Raw genomic sequence first — 16,972 nt, forward strand, 5'->3', positions numbered from 1 at the left:
CGGGCGGCGGTGAGGTCGCGGGCTACTTGATCGCCGCGTTGGACTCCTCGTTCACGGAGTCGGCCGCCTTCTGGGGCGACTGCTGCCCGAGCCACACCTGGTTGAAGGCGTCCTGCACCTTGACGTTATAGGTGGCCGATGACGTGGTCAGCGGGTAGCCCATCGTGGTGCCCGCGGCCTCCTTCGAGAAGGCGCTGACGTCCACGCCCTGCTTCTGCCACACGTCCACGAATTCCTGGTTGAGCGTGGGGATGCCGGGCCACACCGACCCCGCCGAGACGATGATCTTCTGCGACTCCTCGGATGCCAGCCACTTCACGAGTTCCCACGCCTCCTTCGGGTGCTTGCTGCCGGCATACAGGGCGTTGCTGAGCCCGTTGTACACCGTTCCCTTCCCGACCGGACCACTGGGCAGCTCGGCGACGCCGAAGTTGCCCTTCATCGAGGACTGGTAGGCGTTGAGGTCCCAGCTGCCGTCCCAGACGACGGCGGCCTGCTTGCGGGCCATGACCTGCGGCAGCGCGGCCCCGTTGGGGGTGTTGGTGACGGAGGCGGGAACCGCGACGTGGTACTTCAGCCGCAGGTCCTGAATGAACTGGACGGCCTGCACGCAGGACGGCTGGTTGATGGTCCACTTGCCCCACTGCTTGTCCTGGAGCTTGCAGCCGTTCTGCGTGGCGGCGTCCCACCAGTCGGTCTGGCCGTTGGCCGAAGAGAGGGCGAGGCCGTACTGCTTGACGTGCTTCGCGTCGAAGCCCGCCTGGTTGGGGTGCTTGCCGCCTGCGTCGATCGTGAGCTTCTGCAGGGCCTTGACGAAGGTGCCGCCGTCGGTGGTGTTCCAGGACAGGTTGCTCAGCTGGTCCTGGGTCAGCCCGGCCGTCTTCAGCATGGACTTGTTGTAGATCTGGGCGATGGTGTCCCAGTCCTTGGGCAGGCCGTACTGCTTGCCGTTCTGCTGCCAGCCCGCCAGCAGCTTGGTGTCGTAGATCGACGTGTTCAGCTTGTCGGCCTTGATGTACGGCGTCAGGTCGGTGAGCACGCCCTGCTGGGCGAACTGCGGGAAGTACGCCACGTGGTCCCAGAACACGTCCGGCGCGGTGCGGCCGGCCATCTGGGTCTGCAGCTTGCTCCAGTACTGCGCCCACGCGTTCAGCTCGATCTTGACCTTGATCTTCGGGTGCTGCTTCTCGAAGGCGTCGATCGACTTCTGCAGCGCGGGCTTCTGGACCGCGTCCCACATGGCGTACCTGAGGGTGACGGTGCCGTCGGAGGAGGTGCCGGAGTCGGACGAACCACAGGCGGTGGTGAGACCGAGCAGGAGGGCGCCGGTGGCGGCCGCGGTCAGGGCTCTTCTGGTGGCTGCGGACATGGTTGGGGATCCTTTCGTGCGGGTGATGCAAGGCGGGTGAAGAACCGGGGCTGCGCGTGATGCGTTAGCGCTCACACTTTTTGGGCGTACGAAGTCCGGGGCGACCCGGGGTGGGTCACTTCAGGCCGGTGAGGGCGATGGAGCGGACGATGTGCCGTTGGAACAGCAGGAACACGGCGATCAGCGGCAGCAGAGCGAGTGCGGCGCCGGCCAGCACGATGTGCGGCAGGTCGGAGACGTGCTGGCCCTGGAGGGCGGAGATGCCCACGGTGATCACCCGGGTGCGGTCGCTGTTGGTGATGATCAGCGGCCAGATCAGGTTGTTCCAGGTGTTGATGAACGTGATGGTGGCGAGCGTGGCCAGGATGGGGCGGCTGAGCGGCAGCATGATCCGTACGAGGATGGTCCAGGTGCCCGCCCCGTCGATACGGGCGGCGGCCTCCAGGTCCTTCGGAATGGTGAGGAAGAACTGGCGGACCAGGAACACGCCGTACGGGGTGCCGAAGACGGTGGGCAGGATCAGGCCGGCGAAGGTGTCCACCATGCCCAGGTCGCGCATCATCAGGAAGAGCGGGACCAGGGTGATCATCTGCGGGACCATCATGGTGGCGATGTAGGCCCTGAACAGCCACTCCCGCCCCGGGAAGTCCAGCCGGGCCAGCGCGTACGCCGCCATCGCGCTGAACACGACCTGACCGGCCGTGACGACCACCGCCACAAGCAGCGTGTGCAGCAGGAAGGACGACATCCCGTAGTCGCTCCACACGTCCGCGAAGTTGGCGAACGTCGCGGGATGCGCGGGCGTCCAGGCGTCGGTGGTCAGCAGGTCCTTCGGGCTCTTGAAGGCGGCGTTGAGGGTCAGCAGGTAGGGGCCGATGGACAGCAGCGCTCCCACGGCGAGGACGGCGTACAGACCCGTCCGGCGGACGGCGGTGGGGATCGAAGACATGGTGATGGCGGCCCTCAGCTGAAGTCGTAGACGGTGCGCTTGCGGAAGTACAGGAACTGGACCGCCGTCACGAGCAGGATCAACGCGAACAGGAGCATCGCCAGCGCCGAGGCGTAGCCGCTGCGGAAGAGCTGGAACGCCTGCTGGTAGATGTGGTAGTTCATCGTGTCCGTCGAACCGCCGGGCCCGCCCTGGGTCATCACGTAGACGGTGTCGAACATCTGGAACGACCCGATGGTGTTGGTGACCAGCACGAAGAACATCGAGGGCCGCAGCAGCGGGAGCGTGATCCGGAAGAAGCGCTGCACGGATCCGGCGCCGTCGAGGGCGGCGGCCTCGTAGAGCGACTCGGGGATCGCCTGCAGGCCTGCCAGCAGGAAGAGCATCGTGTAGCCGGTGTACTGCCAGATGTTGACCGAGGCCATCACCGGCATCGCCCAGGTCGTGGACGACAGCCAGGCCGGACCGTCGACGCCGAACAGGGCCAGGAACTGGTTGATCACACCGTGCTGCGGGTCGAAAGCCCAACTCCACACGATGCCCAGGGCCACCGGCATGGCCATCCACGGCAACACGAACAGCACCCGGAAGGCCTTGCCGCCTTTCATCCGGCGGTTCATCGCCAGGGCGAGCAGCAGGGCCAGCACGGTCTGCGCCGGGATGTTCAGCACGACGTAGTAGAGGGTGTTGCGCACCGAGCGCCACACCTCGCTGTCGCCCATCATCTCGCGGTAGTTGGCCAGCCCGACGAAGCGCGGCGACCCCATTAGGTTCCAGTCGAAGAAGCTGATCACGACGACGCCGACGATCGGGGCGAGGAGGAAGAGCAGGAACCCGGCCAGGCTCGGTGCGAGCAGGATGTACGCCTCGACGATCGTACGGATCCTGCTCCGCCTACGGCGACGGGCGCCGTCGTCGGCTGGAGAGGGTGCGGCCTCGAGGGAACCGCGGTCGGCTGCCGGTCTCGACACGGCAGCAGGTGAGTTAGCGATCACATCTACGCTCCGGAAAGGCGGCTCAATCGAATGCACTAGAGCGAGGGAGAGAGGGGAACGGTGAGCCGAAGCTGATGGAAGTGGCTCAAGGTGCCGTCGCGGGGTGATGCGTCAGCACGTGCGAATGAGAGTGTGAGCGCTAACACCCACGGGGTCAAGAGGTGCCGTACAGGTTCACGACCGACGGCTCGCGCCCGGCAGGGCCTCAGCACTCCGTCGTGCGGTTCCAAACCGGGATGAGCGCCCGCACTCGGGGATTGCAACCCTCGCCATCATGCCGACATCGAGCTGTGCGCCAACGCGCGCGCGACTGTCGGAAATCCTCCACTTCCACTGTTCGGATGTCGATTTTCCGGGCTTCTCGGGCTGTGGCTGGCTCCTGGCTGGAACCGGCTGGAAAGTGGCCGTCGTGTTGGCGACCCGCCGCACCGGAACGGAGGATCTGTGAACCTCGGAACAACGGCGACCGGACCACGGCAGAGTCCCAAGGCCACGCTCGTCATGGCCTGCGTCGGAGTGTTCGTCGCCTATCTGCCGGTCACCAGCGTCTCGGTGAGCCTTCCCGCCATCCAGCGGGCCCTGCACGCGTCGACCTCTCAACTGTCCTGGATTTCCGACGCGTTCGTCCTGCCCATGGCGGCCCTCATCCTGACCGCTGGTGTCTTCGGCGATGTTCACGGCCGCAAGAAGGTATTCCAGGCGGGCCTGTTGTTCGCCGCCGTCGGAGCCATCATCGCCCTGTGCGCACAGTCGGTCCAGGTGCTGTGGGTCGGGCAGGCGCTGGCCGGGATGGGCGCGGCCGCGCTGCTGCCCACGACCTTGGCGCTGATCAGCCACGCGGTACCCGACCCGCACCAGCGCGCCAAGTTCGTCGGGCTGTGGGCCGCGGCCCTGATGACGGCGCTGGCCGTCGGTCCCCTGATGGCCGGGGTCATCCTCGACCACGCTGTTTGGCGCTGGATCTACCTGCCTGCCATACCCGTGGCGCTCCTTACCATGGCAGTCGCGGCGGCACTGGTCACCGACTCCAAGGCGCCGGGTACGCGGCGGCTGGACTGGCCCGGCCAGATCACCGCCGCTTTCGCGATCACCTCGCTCGTCTACGGCGTGATCGAGGGCGGTGCCAAGTCTTTCTCCGAGCCTCGGGTGATCGTGGCGCTCGCGCTGGCCGCCGCCAGTGCCGTCGCCTTCGTCCTTGCCGAGAAGCGCAGCGCCAGCCCGATGCTGGACCTGGCGCTCTTCCGCAGTCCTGCGTTCAGCGCCACCACTCTGATCGCGATGATCAGCTTCCTGGGACTGATCGGCTTCTTCTTCGTCCTCAGCCTTTACTTCGGCATGGTGCAGCGGCTCGCCACCCTCGACGCGGCGTACCGGATGCTGTCGGTGTCGGCGGTGTGTCTGCTCGTCGGGGTGGTGGTCGGGCCGTTGATGCGCCGGGTCTCGGCGCGCCTCCTGATCACGACCGGTCTGCTGGTCACCGCAGGGGCCCTGGTGTCCCTGACCGCGCTGGACGCGCAGACCCCGTTTGGCGCGCTGGCCTGGCGGCTGGCGCTGCTGGGGCTCGGCCTAGGCCTGGTCGTCACGCCGATGACCGCCACCGCCGTGGCCTCCGTACCGCACCGCCTGGCCGGTATGGCGGCGGCGGGAAACAACGCCTTCCGGCAGGTGGGCGGCGCCCTCGGCCCCGCCGTCCTAGGTGTGCTGCTGACCACCAGGACGACCGACACCCTGCCCGGCCATCTGGCCGACGCAGGGGTGGACGGCGCGACGGCGCACCGGATCACCGCGGCCGTGGACGCCGGCGGGCTGGGGGTGGTAGCTCGGATGGATCTGGGAGCGGACACCGGCCGCGCTTTGGGCGCCCTTTCCGAAGCCTTCCTCGACGGCCTTCAACTGTGCCTGATCGTGGCCGCTGCTCTCGCGCTGCTCGCCGCTGTCGTCGGAGCAGTGCTATTGCGCGCCCCGCGCCCTTCGGTGCAGGCGGCAGCCGAGGATGCGAACGCGGCGCTCGAGCGGGAGCCGGCGGCGTTGGTAGGCGCAGGTGCTGCGCACGGTCCATCGTGGACCCGGCGTCCGGGGTCGGACGGGCCCGGATTCGCGGGGGGCGACGACGTCCCGGGGCGAGCCGGCCTGCAGACGGTTCTCACCGGTCGAATCCGCGACGCCGCAGGTGACGGCGTGGTGGGTGCCACGGTCACTCTCGTCTCACCGGCCGGCCGCCAGGTCGCCCGGGCGGTCTCCCACGGCGCCGGCCTGTACGAGTTGACCGCCCCGACCGCGGGGGCACACGTGCTCATCGCCGCGACTGAGGGCCGCCTGCCTCAGGCGACGACGGTCATGCTCGGCGAACAGCCGCTGGTCCATGACCTGGTCCTAACCGGGAACAGCATCCTCGCAGGCACCGTGGTCTCCGCCGGGGACAGAACGCCCGTTGACGGCGCCCTGGTCACCGTCACGGACGGGCGCGGAGACGTGCTGGCCAGCGGCAAGACCGACACTTCAGGAAAGTTCAGGTTCGATGAGCTGAGCGTTGGCGGCGACCTCACCGTCACGGTGAACGCGCGCGGCTTCCAGCTGGCCGCACTCCCCGCCCAGGTGCCCGATGCCGGAGGCACCGCGCTGGAGGTGCCACTGCGACTGGGCACGCGGCTGCAAGGCGTCGTACGGGCGGGTGCCCACCGCGAAAGCCTGGCCGACGCGCGGGTCACACTCTTGGACCGGGCCGGAAACGTGGTGGCCACCACGGACACGGACGGCGACGGCGCTTATGTCTTCACCGACCTGGACGAGGGCAGCTACTCGGTCGTCGCCTCCGGATATCCGCCGGTGGCCACCACGGTCGCCCTGGACGGCCGGGGTCTGGACGACGTCCACCTGGAACTGGCTCACCCGGACCACTTGAACAGCGGCCCAGTCGGCCGCTCCGACACGTATCGGATCCGTCATCCCGGGCATGGACAGCCGGATCCGGTGCGGGGCGCCATCCGTGGGGACGGGAGCGCGCCCAGGTGAGGCCCAGGCCCCTCCCCCAGGGACTGGGCCTCACCCCCATACGACTCGGAGGTCATGGCCGCTGCGAAGCATCGCGTTCCGCGACAGGATCATTTCACCGGCACCCGGCTGAAGGAGCAGGAGCTTCCCGTGCGGTCCCAGGCACTCGATAAACTCGATCTGAAGCTACTTCAGGCGCTGCAGCTCGACGGTCGGGCGCCGTTCAACCGGATCGCGGAGGTCCTGGGGGTTTCCGACCAGACCGTCGCCCGCCGCTTCCGACGGCTGCGCAGCGCCGTCCACCTGCGCGTGCTCGGTATCACCGACGAAAGCCGGCTAGGCCGCAGCACCTGGCTCCTGCGCCTGTGCTGCACCCCGGACACCGCCGAACAACTGGCCGACGCACTGGCCCGGCGCTCGGACACCGCCTACGTCAGCGTGATCTCGGGCGGCACCGAAGTGATGTGCGCGATGAAGCCCCGCACCCGGCAGGCGAGGGACGAACTCCTCCTCGACCGTCTCCAGCGCACCCCCCGCGTCACCTCGGTCAGCGCCCACTGCCTGCTGCACCACTTCTACGGAGGCCGACTCGGGTGGCTCAGCAAGATCAACGCCCTCGATTCCGACGAGCAGGCCGCCCTCAGCCCGCCACCCGTCGATTCAGCCACCGTTCCCGTCGTTCTGGAGGAAGAGGACGAGGCGCTGCTGGCCGTCCTCGGCCGCGACGGACGGGCTCCACTCACCGAACTGCAGGCGAGTACCGGCCTGTCGGAATCCGCGGTCAGGCGGCGCCTGGATCGCCTGCGCTCCTCCGGCATCCTCTACCTGGATGTGCAGTTCGACCACGAGCATCTCGGCAACGACGTCGTCGCCATGCTCTGGCTCACCGTCGCCCCGGCCGCACTCGCCGACGTCGGCCGTACCCTCGCCTCACACCCCGAGGTGCGCTTTGCGGCGGCCACCACCGGCCAGGCCAACATCGTCGCCGCCACCCTGCACCCCAGCACTGGCGAGCTGTACACCTACCTCAGTGACAAGATCGGAGCCCTCGACGGAGTCCGCTCCGTCGAGACCGCCCTCACTCTGCGAGAGGTCAAGCAACTCACTTACGAGCCTGGCCGCTGAGGGGAGTTGACGCCGACCGCCAGGTGCATCAAGTCGAGACCGCAAGCTGTATCCACACCAGTCACCTCGACTGACGACGATCCCGACGCACCCTGCTTCCAGGTGTGGCGCTTGTACATTAGAAAATCTCCGCAGGTCCGTGTCCAGCCTCACTACCGTGGCTGCGTGGCCACAACGAACATGTCCCCCGCCGGCCGGCCGGTCGCGCCGGCCTACCCATTCAACGACCCGGGCCAGCCCGTCCTCCTGCACGATGGCCCTATCGGTGGGTGCGGACCAACCGATGTTCCGGGTCGGGTTGAGCTGACCTGCTCGAACGGCTTCAGCTTCGAGTGGGAGGTTGGTGATGGAGTCTCGCCGGGTTTCGCCAACCGAGACGAGGTGTCTCTGACACTCCGCCGTTCCTCGGGCGACATGACCATGCTCGGCGTGCCGCGCAACATCGACGGCGGATGGTCGAATGGGGCTGTGTTCGGCGACGCCAAGGCGCCCCTGGCCCGAGTCCTCGTTCACTGCTTCAACCTGCCCGACTGGCACGGCCCACTCCCGCTCGTCGAGAAGACGGCCGGCGGTGGCGAGCACGAGTGGTCCGGTCGCTGGGAGCACCGAGCAAACGGCTGGGAGATCACCCTCGACGTGCGTCCCGACCACCAGCGGGTTTGGCGTGATCTCCACAAGACTGATGTGTACGTCATGACGCACGCAATGGAGGTGCGTCGCGCCGATGGCTCCACCTTCACGGCTGACGAGGTTGACCCCTTGCTGACCGCTCTACAGGTCGGGATCTCGTTCGCGCTCGGCCGTTGGGCCGCTCCCATGCTGCCCGTCGGTGAAGACATTGACGGACACGTCGTGTGGGAGCAGTGGCGAGCTGCCTTCTGTGACCCGGCCCGCCAGAGCAGCGACGGCTGGTGGTACGACCAAGATCATGAGTCGCTCGGCGACTTCTTGCGCCTCGTCATCGGCGCCTTCGCCGCCCCGAACAAGCTCACGCCATTGCGCTTTCAGATGGTGTATGCCATCTCGGCCCTGAGGAGCCGCGACTTCATAGAACCCCGGATCATCATGGGCGCGGCCGGCCTGGAGCACGTCATGTGGAAGAGCCTCGTCCTCCCCGGCGTCATGACCAAACAGGAGTACAACCGCTGCCCGGCACACGATCGGCTCCGCCAGGTCCTGCGAGCCGCTCAGATCCCCGTCCATATCGACCCTGCCCTCCTACCAGCGGCCGCGCAGTACGCCGCTGACGTGAAGGCGAAGGAGAACAGGGACGTCGACGGGGCCGATGTCGTGACATGGGTCAGGAACCGGCTCGTGCATCCTCAAGACTCGCAGGAACCTGTGTACCGGTTGGACGGGCTGACAAGGGACGCCTGGTTGCTCGCTCGGCACTACCTCGTACTGCTGATCCTCAACGCATGTGGATACAAAGGCAGTTACAGGAACCTCACACGGATCCGGGGCTGGGTGGGTGACGTCACCAAGGTGCCCTGGAACTGACGGGACGCTGGTTGTCCAGAAGCCCGAAGGTCAAGCCATACGATGCTGCCGCCGTCGACGCCGGGCGACGACAGCCGGGGCCCCGTCCACCACTCACACCAGGACGCCGAGGATCAACCGTGGGTCGGATAGTCGGTGTAGCCCCGGTGGTCGCCGCCGTAGAAGGTGGCGCGGTCGGGGGTGTTGAACGGACCGCCGGTGGCGAGTCGCTTGGGCAGGTCGGGGTTGGCCAGGAACAGGCTGCCGTAGGCGATCAGGTCGGCGACGCCGTCCTCGATCAGCTGCAGTTCCTCCGGGCCGGTGGGGCGCGGGGCGGTGAAGGGGTTGAGGATGTAGGTGCCCGGCCACTGCTTGCGCAGGCGCAGGGTCAGGTCGCGGACCTCGGCCCATTCCATGTGGTGCAGGTAGGCCAGGCCGAGCGAGGCGAGCGCGTCCACCAGAGCGGTGTAGGTCGCCTCCCGGTCACCGGGGTGGGACTCGTCGACGTCCTGCAGGGGAACCCCGGGAGAGAGGCGGAAACCGACCCTGTCCGGGCCGATGGCCTTGGCAACGGCCTTGGCGGTCTCGACGGCGAAGCGGATGCGGGCCCGTGGCGAACCACCCCAACGGTCCGTGCGCCGGTTGGAGTTGGGGGCAAGGAACTGGTGGATGAGGTAGCCGCTTGCTCCGTGCAGCTCCACGCCGTCGAAGCCGGCCTCGATCGCGTTGCGCGCGGCGGCGGCGAAATCCTCGATCGTGTCGCGTATCTCGTGCTCGCTGAGCTCCTTCGGCGTCACGAGGTCCTTCAAACCCTCGTGCGTGTAGACCTGCCCCTTGGCCGTGATCGCGGACGGTCCGACCGGCTGAAGACCCGTCTGGCTCGGGTGACCGACCCGACCGGCATGCATCAGCTGCAGGAAGATGACGCCGCCCTCGGCGTGTACGGCGTCGGTCACCTTTCGCCAGGCCTCGACCTGCTCGGCGGAGTGGATGCCTGGGGTGTTGGGGTAGCCCTGGCCGACCAACGACGGCTGTACGCTCTCCGTGATGATCAGGCCGGCACTCGCTCGCTGCGCGTAGTACGTGGCCATCAGCTCGGTCGGGCTCTGGCCGGCGCCGTAGGCGCGGCTGCGGGTCATCGGAGCCATCACGACGCGGTTGGCCAGGCGCGCGCAGTCGAGATCGTAGGGCTGGAAGGCAGTCGACATGAATTCGTCCTTGTCTCACAGTGCGGGCTGCTCTTTCCGGCAGCCGTGGTGATGGCGCGCTGACCGTGACTACGGCCTGTGTCAGCGATCGACCCGGGGTGTCATGGCAGGAGGAGCACTTTGCCGATCTGCCGTTGGCTTTCCAGGTAGGCGTGGGCCCCGGCCGCGGACGCCAGGGGGTAGGACCGGTCGATGACCGGGGTGATCTTTCCGGCCGCCACCAGTTCCAGGCACAGCTGCTGGTCTCGCCTGGTCGCTCCGCGGACAGCGGCGATCCTCACCTGCCCGCCAATGAGCGCGAAGGCGTCCAGGTCAAGTCGGGATCCCTGACTGGTCGGTGTGCCCAAGACGATGACCGTCCCACCAAGCCGTGCGCAGGAGAGGGAGAACTGGAAGAAGTCGTTGCCGCCCACACAGTCCCAGACGGCGTCGGCGCCCAGACCGTGCGACAGCTCCCTGACCCGTTGCGGTAGTTGGGGGTCCTCGGAGTGCAGTATGTGGTCGTAGCCGAGCTTCCTGAGTGCTTCGTCGCGATCCGGCTTTGTGGTCGTACCGATGACGGTGGCTCCGCTCGCCTTGGCCAGCTGGGCGCAGGCGATCGCCATCCCGCCGCTGGCACCCGTGACGACCACTGTGTCGCCAGGACCGACAGGCGCCTGCCGCGCACAGTTCAGCGGCGTTGAGTAGGTCCACATGGTGGCCGCGGCCCTCTCGAACTCGACACCGTCGGGGATGGGCAGCAGCGCGTCCGCGCGACGTACGACGTACTCGGCGTATCCCCCGAAGACCTGGTGACCGGGGTAGACCGTGTCGATGCAGAGGTTTTCGAGCCCGCGTACGCACAAGGACAGTTACGGCACGGCGGATGCGGAAGCTGCACCGCCCTGTCTCCCGGGCGCCACCTCGTGACGTTCTCGCCAGTGGCGACGATTTCACCGGCTGCGTCCCTGCCGAGCTGAAACGGCAAGGGCCATGGCGGCCGTCCCGGGAGGGGCTGCGGCAAGTTGCCCGCGCGGTACCGGAGATCCCAGCTGTTGACGGCCGTGGCCCGCACACGCATCAGGACCTCGTCCGGGCCGACCTCGGGAATCGGCACCTCTAAGTACTTCAGCACCTCGGGGCCGCCATGCTCGAACAGGCGGACCGCCATCATGGTCTGTTCCACTCTCACGTTCCTTCAGTGCGTCACGCGATTCGTCGAAGGCTCCACGGAGCCGTCCGCGCCTCACCCCATCCCGGTGAGACCTTGTGCGGTCAGACCCGGACGATGCGTCTCGCCAAGGTTCGATCAGGAAGCGGAGGGCCCAACGATCGGCCACTTGGTCTCGGGTCGGGTGAGCGTCAGATGGAAGGCCCGCCCGGCCGTGTCAGGGTCGGACGACGGCGTCGGGTTGGCGAGCAAGTACGCGACCGTCGCCGGTGGCCCCGGCAGTCCGGCGGCCTGATCGAGCGACACGCGGTCGATCGGTACGGCACGCCCGTTGATCTTTTCCGCGATGTCGGTGATGGTGAAGTCGCTGGGCCCGACAAGGTCGTAGACACCGGCTTTGCCGAGGCCGCGGCCAGCGTTGATGATCGCGGCCACGACGTCGGCGGCGTAGACGGGGCGGAACCGCTGCATGCCGTCGCCTACGATGCGCACCGGGGCATCGGCGGCCTTTTGACGCAGCATCAGCTCGAAGGAACTGGGGGCGTCGTTTCCGCCCACCATCGGGTCAATACGGAAGATCACGCTGTCGGTGACGGTGCTGATGAGGTCTTCGGCCTCACCCTTGGTCTTGAGGTACCAGTTGTCGTGTGCGGGGTCGGCGCCGAGGTATGACACGTAGATGAGCCGCGCCGCGGGGTTGATCGAATCCACGACCCTGCGAGTGGAGACGACGTTTCCGTCCTGGTACGCCTCCAGGCCGGCAGCAGCGAAGACACCGCTGAGATGAATCACCACCGATGCCTCCGCGAGGGCCTCGACGGCCCGTGAGGAGTGCCTCCAGTCCGGGACGACCTCGTCGGCCGGCAGGTCCTCCGACGTCCGGACGAGTGCGATCACACGCTCACCGGAGGCTGCGAGACGGGGCAACAGGTCGCGCCCGGTGCGGCTGTTCGCGCTGGTGACGACGATGGTACGGGGAGTGCTGGACATCGAAGCCCCTTTCCCGATCATGTGCAGTGCGAATATATCACACAGCATATATTCACTTGGCATCTATTCTTGGCCCATGGATGCGATCGAGGAGTTCGGCCTGCTACTCAAGGCTCTGACCCGGGAGGCAGACCGGCGGATCAACGACCTGCTGCGCCCCCTGGGGGTCACGTCGAGTCAAGCCGAGGCGTTGCAGCTTCTCGACCGGTACGGACCGATGTCCCTCGGCGAGTTGGGCACACTTCTGATCGCGGAAGGGGGCCATCCGAGTCGACTCGTGGACCGACTGGTCGCCTCAGGACTGCTTCAGCGAGAGTCCGCCAGCGACGACCGACGCCGGATCGAGATTTCCTGCACCCCACGCGGCCGCGAGCTCGCCCACGCCGCCGCAGAACGCAAGGAGGCCTTCCGGACGTGGCTGGGCGACCGACTGAAGGGGCTCGACCTGGCGTCCACCACTAGCGTGCTGGAAACCTGCCTGCGCGACACCCCCTTGGCCGAGACCGTCCATGAACGCCGCACACGGCCGATCGCAGCGAAGGCTCCGCAACGGCCCGAAATCTGAGGCGGGCAGAGATTTCCGTCGAGCGTCGAGAACACCTCCCGCAGAGCGGTACAAAAGTGCAACTGCTGCTCTAAGTAACCTGTTTGTTATGTGCAGTAGGATGACGAGTATGACGGAGGTAATGGGGCGCCGCGAGCGCAAGAAGGCCCAGACGCGCAAGGCATTGGCGGACGCCGCGCTGAAGTTGTTCACCGAACGTGGCTTTGACAATGTCGGGGTCAGGGATGTGGCCGAAGAGGCGGACGTGGCGGTCACGACGCTGTTCAAGCACTTCCCCAGCAAGGAAGCGCTCGTCTTCGACGACGACGCGGACGAGGAGGCACGCCTGGTCGCCGCCGTGCGTGACCGAGAGCCCGGTCAGTCCGTCCTTGATGCCCTGCACGACTATCTCCAGCGCGGTCAGGCGGCCCTCAGCGACCAGGCCTCGGAATTCGCGGACTTCATGCAGTTGGTGAACTCGACGCCCGCCCTGCAGGAGTACATGCATCGGATGTGGCGCCGGCACGAAACAGCACTGGCCGCTGCCATCGCCGAGGCCACCGGCGCCCCTGAAGGCGACATTCGCGTCGCAGCGCTCGCCCGCTTCGTCATCGAGGCCGGGAGCCTCGTCAACGGGTACAAGGATCCCGAACTTGCCCTACGTGAAGTGTTCGACCTGCTGGAAAACGGCTGGGAGGCCGGCTCGTCCTGAGCCCCGCCCGATACCCCGTGGGCGGGGGCAGGTGAGGTGTCTGTACGGACACCTCACCTGCCCCCGCCTCTCCTCTCACACGCGCGCGTGTTCGGCTTCGGACGCGCCCGCGTCGGGGACGGCCTCCAGAGTGCGGGTCAGCTTCTCTCCCTCGATGTCCACATTGGGCAGGATCCGGTTGAGCCAGCTGGGCAGCTTCCATGCCCACTCGTCCAGGAGCGCGAGGACCGCGGGAACGAGAGTCATTCGGACCATGAACGCGTCGAAGAAGACGGCGGAGGCGAGCCCGAGCCCGATCATCTTGATGAACGATTCGCTCATCCCGATGAAGCCGGCGAACACCGCGATCATGATGACCGCGGCCGCGGTGACGACCCGCGCACTGTGCCGGAACCCGGTCACGATGGCCTGCCGGGGGCGCTCCCCATGGACGTACGCCTCCCTGATCCGGGTTACGAGGAACACCTCGTAGTCCATCGCGAGGCCGAACACCACACCGATCAGGAAGATCGGCATCATGCTCACGATGGGGCCGGTCTGATCGATCCCGAGCACTCCCGTGAGCCAGCCCCACTGGAAGACCGCGACGAGCACACCGAAGGCGCCGCCCACCGAGAACAGGAAGCCGAGGGCCGCCTTGAGAGGCACGAGAATGGAGCGGAAGACGACCATCAGGAGCAGGAAGGCGAGCCCGACGATGACCGCCAGGTAGGGCACCAGGGCTTCACCGAGCTTCTGCGACAGGTCGATGTTGACGGCGGTCGTGCTGGTGACCAGCATCTTCGCGCCGGTCTTGGACTTGAGCCCGGGCGCCTCGTCACGAAGCGTGTGGATGAGGTCCTTGGTCTTGGTAGACGTCGGAGCGGTGGTGGGCACCACGCTGATGAGCGCGGTGTCTCCGGCCTTGTTGAACATGGCCGGCGACACGGACACGACGCCGTGGGTCTTCGCGAGGTCGGTAGTCGCCTGCTTGGCGGCGGCCTTCGGGTCGGTGACGCCCTTGGCGTCGATGACGATGGTGAGCGGTCCGTTGAAACCGGGGCCGAAGCCGTCGGCAAGGGCGTCGTAGGCGCGGCGCTGAGTGGTGGAGGTGGGCTGCGACTCATCGCCCGGGATACCGAGTTGGATGGAGAACGTCGGTACGGCGACCACCCCGAGGCCGATCACGCTGAAGAGCAGCACGGCGAGCGGCCGACGGGTGACGAAGGACGCCCAGCGGCTGCCCATGTTGGGCTTCGCGGCCTTCTCGCGGTCCTTCTCGCTGAGCTCCTCACCCTTGCGCAGGTGTCGCGGCAGGACCGCTTTCTGGAAGAACCCGAGGAGCGCGGGCAACAGGGTGAGGGCGAGGACGATGGCGATGAGAACCGTGCCGGCCGCGGCGAGCCCCATCTTGGTGAGCACGGGAATACCCACGACGGACAGACCCGCGAGCGCGATGATCACTGTCAGGCCCGCGAAGGTGACGGCCGATCCCGCGGTGCCGACGGCCCGCCCCACCGCGTCCTCGGCGTTGTGGCCCAGGGCCCGTTCGGAGCGATAGCGGGAGACGATGAACAGGGCGTAGTCGATGCCGACGGCGAGGCCCAGCATCAAGGCGAGGGTTGTGGTCGTCGAGGACATGCCGATGGCGATGACCGAGGCGACGCCGACGGCGATTCCGACGATCGCGGTGAGCAGCGGAAGTCCTGCGGCCGCCAACGAGCTGAAGGTGACGACGAGTACGATCGCCGCGACGGCGAGTCCGATGATCTCCGTGACGCCGCCGAGCTCCGGGTCGGGCTCCAGGGCGGAACCGCCGATGTTGACGGTGAGCCCGCTGCGCTTCCCGTCCTGGATCGTGTCCTTCAAGGCGTTCTTGGTGGCGTCCGTGAGGTCGGCGCTCTTCACCTTGTAGGTCACGGTGGCGTAGGCGGTCGTGCCGTCCTTGCTCACCGCGTCGGCGGTCGTGAAGGGGTCGATGGCGCTCTTGGCCTGCCCACCGTCCCCGACCTCGGTGACGATCTTCTCGACGGCCGCCTTGTTGGCGCTCGCGGTGATCTTCTGCCCATGGGGAGCGACGAACACTATCCGCGCCTCGGCTCCGTCGGAGCTGGAGCCGGGGAAGCGCTGGTCGAGCAGGTCGAACGCCTTCTGCGACTCCGTGCCCGGCAGGACGAGGTCGTCGTCCGGCGCAGACGGAGCCTTGGCGGCCGCGAAGGCGCAGGCAGCGAGGATGGCCACCCAGAGCAGGGCGACGAGTCGGCGTTTCCGGAAGGAGAGGCGCCCTAGTCGGTACAGGAAGGTAGCCACGGGTGAGGTACTTCCAATCGTGATCGGCAACAAGAACGGCAGTTGGCTTCGATGTGTCGCAACGAGGGGTTGTTCGTCGCCTGCACCCCAGCGGACGGTTCTCAGGACTGTCCCGAGCCGCGGGGCTGGTCCCGGCTGCGCCGGGGGCAGCGTCTCCTCGTCACCCTTTAGACGTAACTGATCGCCTAGTGGCTTCGATTTAAAAGTGTAGCTGATGCGCCAATGGTGTTGTTGCAGTTGTGCGCCACGCCACGTTGCCCGCTTCAACCCAGAGGTGATCCACGAGAAAGGCGCTGATGGCAGGCCTTTTCAGGGAGCCGACAGTGAGGGCAGTCGGGAATGGACAAGGCCTTCGAGGGCGTCGCCGGGCGAGGAGATGAAGGGCGGATGACCTACGCGCCTCAGTGGCCGGTGATCTCTTCCCTCGCCCTGACGTCCTGGTCCGTCAGGATGAGGAGCTTGCGTTCGTGCTCGGTGAGGACCTTGAGGAATCCGGGTTCGGCCTGCATGACATAGCCCTGCAGCTCCTTCCCGTCCTGCGTCTCGATCCGCTCCATCGGAACCCAGGGGGTGCTGATCGTCGCCGCGCCGAGCAGCATCGCCAGTCCCACCAGCGCGACAAGGTGCCGAGTCGTCCAGAGGGCCGCCCGTTTCAACCCTCCGCCGGCCTGAACGCTGAACACGATCCCGAAGATCAGGCCGCCGACTCCGAACATGAGCCACAACAGCCACCAGCTGTGGAACGTCGCGATATAGGCGACGACGGCCACGACGGCGATCAGCAAGAGCAGCGCGCCTGCCAGGTCCGGCCTCTCGGGCTGCCGTCCCTCGGCAAGCGCCCTTTCCCGGGACTTCCCCGCCGCCCGCCGTTCCATCACCAGCCTGAGGAGGGCAACTGGCACCAGGAGCGTGAGGAACACCACGGAGGCGAGCGAGTCCGCCATCACGGTGCCCAGCACAAGGCCGATGCTGTCCTTCAGATCGAGGGTGTGGAGAACCGCGAAAGCGGTGTGCCAGTTGTAGTCGGAAACAGCGAAGAGCCGCAGTACGAGAAAGGCGAACGCGGCTGTGGTCACCGCATACCCGGTACCACGTCCGTCCGTCTCCGCCTCAAGAGATGCCATGTTCGCCTGAGTGCCTTTCCATCACGAGCTCGGTAATTCCAGGAGCC

The 16,972-nt window shown here is 67.1% G+C and carries 14 protein-coding genes; 5 read left to right on the forward strand and 9 right to left on the reverse strand.

Features of this window, described 5'->3' with window-relative positions:
• Window positions 1-22 precede the first annotated feature (22 nt).
• The 3 genes from ABZ880_RS38460 to ABZ880_RS38470 all read right to left on the reverse strand — a co-directional run bounded on the left by ABZ880_RS38460 (window position 23) and on the right by ABZ880_RS38470 (window position 3,289).
• On the reverse strand, window positions 23-1,369 hold the full coding sequence (locus ABZ880_RS38460; protein WP_361273147.1) for a sugar ABC transporter substrate-binding protein: 1,347 nt from the start codon (window positions 1,367-1,369) through the stop codon (window positions 23-25).
• 115 nt (window positions 1,370-1,484) lie between these two features.
• Window positions 1,485-2,318, reverse strand: coding sequence for a carbohydrate ABC transporter permease (locus ABZ880_RS38465; RefSeq protein WP_361273150.1), 834 nt, complete (start codon window positions 2,316-2,318; stop codon window positions 1,485-1,487).
• 14 nt (window positions 2,319-2,332) lie between these two features.
• The gene (locus ABZ880_RS38470) at window positions 2,333-3,289 is read right to left on the reverse strand and encodes a sugar ABC transporter permease (RefSeq protein ID WP_361273152.1); all 957 of its coding nucleotides are present in this window, start codon (window positions 3,287-3,289) and stop codon (window positions 2,333-2,335) included.
• 525 nt (window positions 3,290-3,814) lie between these two features.
• Between ABZ880_RS38470 and ABZ880_RS38475 the strand changes: the two genes are divergently transcribed.
• From ABZ880_RS38475 to ABZ880_RS38485, 3 genes are all read left to right on the forward strand, one after another.
• A complete protein-coding gene (locus tag ABZ880_RS38475; protein WP_361273529.1) occupies window positions 3,815-6,325 on the forward strand; it encodes an MFS transporter in 2,511 nt (836 codons plus the stop codon).
• Between the two features lie 129 nt (window positions 6,326-6,454).
• The gene (locus tag ABZ880_RS38480) at window positions 6,455-7,429 is read left to right on the forward strand and encodes an Lrp/AsnC family transcriptional regulator (RefSeq protein WP_361273155.1); all 975 of its coding nucleotides are present in this window, start codon (window positions 6,455-6,457) and stop codon (window positions 7,427-7,429) included.
• A 165-nt stretch (window positions 7,430-7,594) separates the two neighbouring features.
• Window positions 7,595-8,929 (forward strand): hypothetical protein, encoded by a 1,335-nt coding sequence (locus ABZ880_RS38485; RefSeq protein ID WP_361273157.1) that lies wholly within the window; start codon window positions 7,595-7,597, stop codon window positions 8,927-8,929.
• 113 nt (window positions 8,930-9,042) lie between these two features.
• Here the strand turns inward: ABZ880_RS38485 and ABZ880_RS38490 are convergent, their stop codons facing one another.
• The 4 genes from ABZ880_RS38490 to ABZ880_RS38505 all read right to left on the reverse strand — a co-directional run bounded on the left by ABZ880_RS38490 (window position 9,043) and on the right by ABZ880_RS38505 (window position 12,256).
• Window positions 9,043-10,116, reverse strand: coding sequence for an alkene reductase (locus tag ABZ880_RS38490; protein ID WP_361273159.1), 1,074 nt, complete (start codon window positions 10,114-10,116; stop codon window positions 9,043-9,045).
• Window positions 10,117-10,217: 101 nt separating this feature from the next.
• Entirely contained in the window at window positions 10,218-10,811 is a 594-nt protein-coding gene (locus ABZ880_RS38495) for a zinc-binding dehydrogenase (RefSeq protein ID WP_361273161.1), read from the reverse strand.
• On the reverse strand, window positions 10,787-11,269 hold the full coding sequence (locus tag ABZ880_RS38500) for an alcohol dehydrogenase catalytic domain-containing protein (protein WP_361273532.1): 483 nt from the start codon (window positions 11,267-11,269) through the stop codon (window positions 10,787-10,789). Before ABZ880_RS38500 ends, ABZ880_RS38495 begins: the two co-directional genes overlap by 25 nt.
• Before the next feature lie 135 nt (window positions 11,270-11,404).
• The gene (locus tag ABZ880_RS38505) at window positions 11,405-12,256 is read right to left on the reverse strand and encodes a hypothetical protein (protein WP_361273164.1); all 852 of its coding nucleotides are present in this window, start codon (window positions 12,254-12,256) and stop codon (window positions 11,405-11,407) included.
• A gap of 76 nt (window positions 12,257-12,332) precedes the next feature.
• On the opposite strand from ABZ880_RS38505, the gene ABZ880_RS38510 reads away from it, so the two are divergent.
• Together ABZ880_RS38510 and ABZ880_RS38515 are read left to right on the forward strand one after the other, a co-directional pair.
• A complete protein-coding gene (locus ABZ880_RS38510) occupies window positions 12,333-12,821 on the forward strand; it encodes a MarR family transcriptional regulator (RefSeq protein ID WP_361273167.1) in 489 nt (162 codons plus the stop codon).
• A gap of 109 nt (window positions 12,822-12,930) precedes the next feature.
• A complete protein-coding gene (locus ABZ880_RS38515; protein ID WP_361273170.1) occupies window positions 12,931-13,512 on the forward strand; it encodes a TetR family transcriptional regulator in 582 nt (193 codons plus the stop codon).
• A 75-nt stretch (window positions 13,513-13,587) separates the two neighbouring features.
• Here ABZ880_RS38515 and ABZ880_RS38520 read toward each other — a convergent pair whose 3' ends face one another.
• Both ABZ880_RS38520 and ABZ880_RS38525 read right to left on the reverse strand, forming a co-directional pair.
• On the reverse strand, window positions 13,588-15,801 hold the full coding sequence (locus tag ABZ880_RS38520; RefSeq protein WP_361273173.1) for an MMPL family transporter: 2,214 nt from the start codon (window positions 15,799-15,801) through the stop codon (window positions 13,588-13,590).
• A gap of 401 nt (window positions 15,802-16,202) precedes the next feature.
• Window positions 16,203-16,877 (reverse strand): hypothetical protein, encoded by a 675-nt coding sequence (locus tag ABZ880_RS38525; protein WP_361273176.1) that lies wholly within the window; start codon window positions 16,875-16,877, stop codon window positions 16,203-16,205.
• Between the last annotated feature and the right edge of the window lie 95 nt (window positions 16,878-16,972).

The organism is Streptomyces sp. NPDC047043, assembly GCF_040644055.1.
GTDB lineage: Bacteria > Actinomycetota > Actinomycetes > Streptomycetales > Streptomycetaceae > Streptomyces.

What these genes read in the sequence shown, in the direction of transcription:
- ABZ880_RS38500 (WP_361273532.1), bottom strand. Translation starts at nt 11,269, where the DNA reads ATGATGGCGGTCCGCCTGTTCGAGCATGGCGGCCCCGAGGTGCTGAAG.
- ABZ880_RS38465 (WP_361273150.1), bottom strand. Translation starts at nt 2,318, where the DNA reads ATGTCTTCGATCCCCACCGCCGTCCGCCGGACGGGTCTGTACGCCGTC.
- ABZ880_RS38510 (WP_361273167.1), top strand. Translation starts at nt 12,333, where the DNA reads ATGGATGCGATCGAGGAGTTCGGCCTGCTACTCAAGGCTCTGACCCGG.
- ABZ880_RS38515 (WP_361273170.1), top strand. Translation starts at nt 12,931, where the DNA reads ATGACGGAGGTAATGGGGCGCCGCGAGCGCAAGAAGGCCCAGACGCGC.
- ABZ880_RS38505 (WP_361273164.1), bottom strand. Translation starts at nt 12,256, where the DNA reads ATGTCCAGCACTCCCCGTACCATCGTCGTCACCAGCGCGAACAGCCGC.
- ABZ880_RS38490 (WP_361273159.1), bottom strand. Translation starts at nt 10,116, where the DNA reads ATGTCGACTGCCTTCCAGCCCTACGATCTCGACTGCGCGCGCCTGGCC.
- ABZ880_RS38495 (WP_361273161.1), bottom strand. Translation starts at nt 10,811, where the DNA reads ATGTGGACCTACTCAACGCCGCTGAACTGTGCGCGGCAGGCGCCTGTC.
- ABZ880_RS38475 (WP_361273529.1), top strand. Translation starts at nt 3,815, where the DNA reads ATGGCCTGCGTCGGAGTGTTCGTCGCCTATCTGCCGGTCACCAGCGTC.
- ABZ880_RS38460 (WP_361273147.1), bottom strand. Translation starts at nt 1,369, where the DNA reads ATGTCCGCAGCCACCAGAAGAGCCCTGACCGCGGCCGCCACCGGCGCC.